Origin of the sequence: uncultured Campylobacter sp. (assembly GCF_938031315.1) — a bacterium.
Lineage (GTDB): Bacteria > Campylobacterota > Campylobacteria > Campylobacterales > Campylobacteraceae > Campylobacter_B.
The window spans coordinates 1-5084 of sequence record NZ_CALHHT010000465.1; the positions used below are offsets into that span (position 1 = coordinate 1).

Annotated in this window: 5 protein-coding genes and 1 pseudogene; all 6 read right to left on the minus strand. The window is 52.5% G+C overall.

The features are described 5' to 3' along the window. Positions 1 to 435: pseudogene (locus Q0236_RS11520) on the minus strand (dihydroorotate dehydrogenase (quinone)); the annotation flags it as partial. A 352-nt stretch (positions 436 to 787) separates the two neighbouring features. Beyond that, complete coding sequence (locus Q0236_RS11525) at positions 788 to 1999, minus strand: hypothetical protein (RefSeq protein WP_297918141.1); 1212 nt, start codon at positions 1997 to 1999, stop codon at positions 788 to 790. 11 nt (positions 2000 to 2010) lie between these two features. Further along, a complete protein-coding gene (locus Q0236_RS11530; protein ID WP_297918144.1) occupies positions 2011 to 2310 on the minus strand; it encodes an AtpZ/AtpI family protein in 300 nt (99 codons plus the stop codon). Between the two features lie 31 nt (positions 2311 to 2341). Further along, on the minus strand, positions 2342 to 3613 hold the full coding sequence (gene hemL / locus Q0236_RS11535) for a glutamate-1-semialdehyde 2,1-aminomutase (protein WP_297918147.1): 1272 nt from the start codon (positions 3611 to 3613) through the stop codon (positions 2342 to 2344). Beyond that, positions 3610 to 4002 carry a cytochrome C oxidase subunit III gene (locus Q0236_RS11540; protein ID WP_297918150.1) on the minus strand — a complete coding sequence of 131 codons (393 nt, stop codon included), beginning with the start codon at positions 4000 to 4002 and terminating at the stop codon, positions 3610 to 3612. The genes hemL and Q0236_RS11540 overlap by 4 nt, the downstream gene beginning before the upstream one ends. 50 nt (positions 4003 to 4052) lie before the next feature. Continuing rightward, on the minus strand, positions 4053 to 5084 hold a 1032-nt coding region (locus Q0236_RS11545; protein WP_297918153.1), incomplete at its 5' end, for an anaerobic C4-dicarboxylate transporter family protein.

A 5084-nucleotide genomic window follows, 5' to 3' on the forward strand; every position in this document is an offset into this window, starting at 1 on the left:
ATTTGCGGCGATCGGGATTACAAAAGGGTAAATTTTTCGCACGCGACGCTCGATAACATCGGCACCTTCGTTGTTAAAGCCCATCGCGTTTTGAATGCTCTGCTCGCTAACGAGGCGAAAAAGTCGCGGCTTTTCGTTGCCGCTTTGAGGACGCGGCGTAAAGGTGCCAAAATCGATGTGCCCGAAGCCAAGAGCAGCCAGCGGCGCGATCATCGTGGCGTTTTTGTCGAAGCCGCCCGCGATACCCACGGGGTTATCGAAGCTGAGATTCCATATATTTTGAGTTAAAATTTCATCTTTATAAACGCCGAATTTTGCCAAAGCCTCAAGCCCGCCCGGAGTCGCATAAAGTGCGCGAAGTCCGAATTCTGCGATCTTATGAGCGGTTTCTGGATCGAATCGAAAAAAGATCTTTTTTAAGGTATCATAATTCATAATTTTTCCTCAAATTTTGCGTAATGGTAGCTAAAATTTAATTAAATATAGATAAGAATTTCGCGCTGAATTGCAATTTGCGGCGGTTAAATTTAGTTTTAGAATTACGCGAGAGATGCCGGTAAAATTTCTACGGCTTGCAATGAGCGGTTTAAATTTACGCAGAAGTTCAAAGATGCGCGGCGTAAATTTTATGAATTTAGCCCGCCCTGGTACGTACCGAAATGCGCGGTATCTGTGGCACAGCTCGCGGTGGCGGGGTCGTACGCGATTTTATCCTGCGTCTGACTGCACTCAATCCCGCTGAAGCTAAATTTTAAAATTTAAAGCGTCCACTCGCGCCGTTTGAGCTTTAGTGCGCGTCTTTAGCGCCGAAAGCAACGATCATCGTACCCAGAGGAATGATCGTAACGCCCAAGATAATAGCTAGTGGGTTTAGCAAAGACAGCTTGGCAAGCAGGTAGATCGCCGCCACGAGCGCCGCGTAGGGTAGAATTTTAAACGGAGAGAAAAACGCCCCCGCAAAATTACTCCGAACCTCGCTCCGCTCAAGCTCGCCCTCAAAATCGTCTGCGCCTTCGAAGTCATCCTTTGATCCATCGCGCGCGGTGCCAATCCCGCCCCCAAAACCGCTCATACTGTCGTCCGGCTCGCCGCTATCTACATCGCCACCACGATTACCGCTATCTGCGCCGTCGCTGCGATCGCTGCGATCTGCACCGTCGCTCCAGTCGCCGCTATCTGTGCCGTCGCCCAGGTCGCCGTTCGCTCCGCTTTTTAAGTCGTCGTAACGCTCGCCTATACCGTCTTGCGAACTATCGCTAGTTTTCTCGCTTATATTGCTCTGTAAGTCGCCGCAAGTCTCACCGCCATTCATTTTAAATTTATTGGTGGCGGCGCGTCCCAAAGCGGTCGCGTCGTAAGCAGAGGTTTTGTCGTCGCTCTTCGTAGAATTTACCTCGCACTCGCCAGCGGCGGCTCTGCTGTGCTCGGTGCCTGAATTCGAGCCGCGGATAAAATTTATATCGGCGGAGCTTGCGGTACACTCGGCGGCGGTTTCGTCGTACAGAGCGTGGCTACCGCTATTTTCGATGCGGGTCTCGCCGCTAGTGAAATTTACCGCGCCTTCGGAATTTCGCGTGTTTGAAATTTCATCGCCTGAATTTTCGCCCCTAAAGCTTTCGCTCTTTAAAATTTCGCCGCCGCAAATTTTGCCGTATGAAATTTTATCGTCACCGCAAGCGTCGCCTCGGTTTTCGCCGCCAAGGCTTGCGGAATTCGTATCGCTATCGGAAATTTCGCCGCTTATGAAACCTGCTGAATTTTTAGAGCTTTGCTGCAAAATTTCATCGTATTTACCGGCTCTTAGCTCATCTTCTATTTTGTTTCGGTAAGCGCGAAACGAAAAATATACCGCGCCGAATGCGCCCAAAAATCCGGCCTCCAAGCTAAGAAGCCACGCAAGCGCCCGCACGCCGAAAGAGCCCGAGCCGAAAAATCCTGCGCCGCAAAGCGCTAGCCCAAGCAGGGCAAGCACCGCATTTAGCGCGCAGTATATGAGCAAAAACCGCCTATTCAATCCTGCTCATCCCATTCATCGTCGTCGTCAAAATTTTTCGGATCCGCCTTGTATTTCGGATCGTTTTCAAGCTCTTTTAAGCTCGAATTTAGCGCCTTGCACGCGCGGTAAACGTTCAGAAACGCCGCTGCGATGCCGATAGCGATGCCGAACCAGAGCAGAAGCAGCGAGCCCGTGAGGTGCCGCAGCCCAAGCCCGATCGCTACGCCGATGCCGATCGCTACGACGATTGAGATGCCTAGGCTGATGTCGCAGGCGCCCTTTACGATTTTATTTAAATTTTTCGTTACTCTCATCTAAAATCCGTAAAATTTTAAAACGCAGCCCTTAAAGCGCCGCCATCGCTTCATCCGCGGCGTTTAGCGCAAAGTCGATCTGCGCTTCGTCCATGCTGGCGCAGATGAAGCCCGTCTCAAACTGACTAGGCGCCAAAAATACGCCGCGCTTAATCATCTCGCCGTGGAATTTCGCAAAGCGCGCGGTGTCTGCCCGCAAGGCGCCGTCATAGTCGCGCACCTCTTCGTCTGCGAAAAAGTAGCCGAACATCGAGCCTACGCAGGCGGTTTGCAGCGCGATGCCGCGGCGCTGCGCTATGGCGCAAAGCCCGTCCGTAAGCCTGCGCGCAAGCCCCCCGAGCCTTTCGTAAAGGCCGCTGCTAGCGTAAATTTTACTTAGGCTGGCGATGCCCGCAGCCATTGCGACGGGGTTTCCGCTTAGCGTGCCTGCTTGATACACCGCTCCTAGCGGGCTTATCATATCCATGATTTCGCGCTTGCCCGCAAACGCCGCCACGCTCATGCCGCCGCCGATGACCTTGCCGAAGGTTACCAGATCGCCGCGAACGCCGTAGATGCCGTAGCTGCCTAGCTCGCTCGCGCGAAAGCCGCTCATTACCTCGTCGATTATCAGCACGATCTTTTTCTCGTCGCACAGCGCGCGAAGCTCGGTTAAAAATTTGGGATCCGCCGGCACCAAACCCATGTTTCCTGCGATCGGCTCGATGATGATCGTGCCGATGTCGTTTTGCGCTAGGACGTCCTTTACGCTTTGTATGTCGTTGTATCTGGCTAGGTAGGTGTTTTTTGCGATATCCTCCGGCACGCCCGCGCTGCTTGCGTTACCGAAGGTGCTCGCGCCGCTGCCCGCTTTGACGAGCAGGCTGTCGCTATGACCGTGGTAGCAGCCCTCAAATTTTAAAATTTTATCCCGTCCGCTAAAGGCGCGCGCAAGGCGGATCGCGCTCATCGTAGCTTCCGTGCCGCTGCTGGTAAAGCGGATCTTATCTAGGAAATCGAAATTTTTTAGCACCAGCGAGGCAAGCTGCGTCTCAAGCGGGCTGGATGCGCCGAAGCTTAGCCCCTTTTTGGCGGTCTGCACGACGGCGCGCTCAATGTCCGCGTCGGCGTGACCGAAGATGAGTGGGCCCCAGCTCTGCACGAAGTCGAGATATTTTTTGCCCTCGACGTCGTAGATGTACGAGCCCTCGCCGCGATCTACCATAAAAGGCTCGCCGCCTACGTTGCCGAATGCTCGCACCGGCGAATCGACGCCGCCCGGGATAAGTTTTTGTGCTGCTAAAAATTCGTCGTGATTATTCATTTTTTCTCCTTCTTTTTGGGTTGATTTATCGATTTTATATATTTGTAGATGATGATGATCTCGTTTTGCGTCAGGAAGTAGCTGGGCATCACGTCGCGCGAGCTGCTGATCCCGTCGGCGAGCTCCTGAAGCGAGAGATTGTTGATCGGCGGCGCGTTTAGGGCGCGCTCGTAGTAGGTGCCCGAGGTGCGGTTAAATTCTTTATACTTTACGATCAGCGAGCCCTCGCCCTTTTCGCCGTGGCACTTGTCGCAGCCGATGCCGCGGGGGTTTTTATACAGCATCGCGCCGTATTCCTCGTCGGTGATAAAGCTCTCGGCTTGTGCGCCGCGAGGTAGAAAAAATATGGTTGCGGTTAAAAATAGCGCTAAAAATATGAAATTTCGCATCTTCTCGTTTCGAATTTTTGGCGCAATAATATAAAAAATGTGCTTAAATTTCACAACGTCGCTATATTTTCGATCCCCTCAAAATAAAAGACGTTTAGCTCATCCTGCCTGCGGTAGAGGAATTTTAGCCCGTGCGCCTTGGCGATATTATCGACGATGTAAAGCCCTAGGCCGAAGCTTTGCTTGGCATTCGTGCCCTTAACGAAGGCCTCTTTGTAGTAGCTAAAGTCCTTCTGCAGCGGCTCGCCGAGCGTTATGAAGTCCATCGTTTCGGCGTTTAGGCGGATTAAAATTTTACCGTCTGAGGCGTATTTGACGGCGTTGTCGATTAAATTTTTTACCGCGACGCCAAATAGTTTCAGATCCACGTTTAAGCTTAGGCCTAGCGGATTTTGCAGCGTGACGTAGCCGGGCTCGATCATCGCGATGCCGAGCGCTTCTTTTAAAAATACCATGTGATTGGCAAAGTAAGTATCCGCCATCCAAGCAACGCCATAGACCGAGACGAGAGCGACGATGCCGGAGCGAAAGACCTTACTGTCGCCGACCTCCTTTGCCTTTACACCACAGGAGAGAAGGATCGCCGACGCGACGCAGAGCATGACCATCTGGATGACAAGAACCATCGAAATCGGCTTTGCCGCACCGCTTGCATCGGAAAAATGCGGCAGCAGCGCCGGTACATTGCCGAGAACGGCGATGATGAGAATACCGGCAAGAAAGATATACATCGCGCGGTAGAATGTCTTCGGAAGGTCTTTATCGACGAGGGATTCCGTATCACCATAGACGTAGCTCTTATTCTCAGGGTCTTTGATGAACGCCTGAAAACGCGGGTCTTTCTCTAAATCCTTGCCGCGGCGATAGCTCCAAAGGGCGGCAACGAGAACGCCGGAAAACGTCGCAGGAATCGAGACCATGAGAACCTGCAGGACATTGTAGTCATAGCCGGCCGAGACAAGAAAGGCGACGATGGAAACGACGGCGACAGAAACCGGTGAACCGCAGATACCCATCTGTGAGGCAACAGAAGCCACTGCCATCGGGCGTTCCGGACGAATGTTTTCCTTAATCGCAATATC

Coding starts and splice junctions, on each gene's coding strand:
- Q0236_RS11530 (WP_297918144.1), bottom strand. CDS start 2,310: ATGAGAGTAACGAAAAATTTAAATAAAATCGTAAAGGGCGCCTGCGAC.
- hemL (WP_297918147.1), bottom strand. CDS start 3,613: ATGAATAATCACGACGAATTTTTAGCAGCACAAAAACTTATCCCGGGC.
- Q0236_RS11540 (WP_297918150.1), bottom strand. CDS start 4,002: ATGCGAAATTTCATATTTTTAGCGCTATTTTTAACCGCAACCATATTT.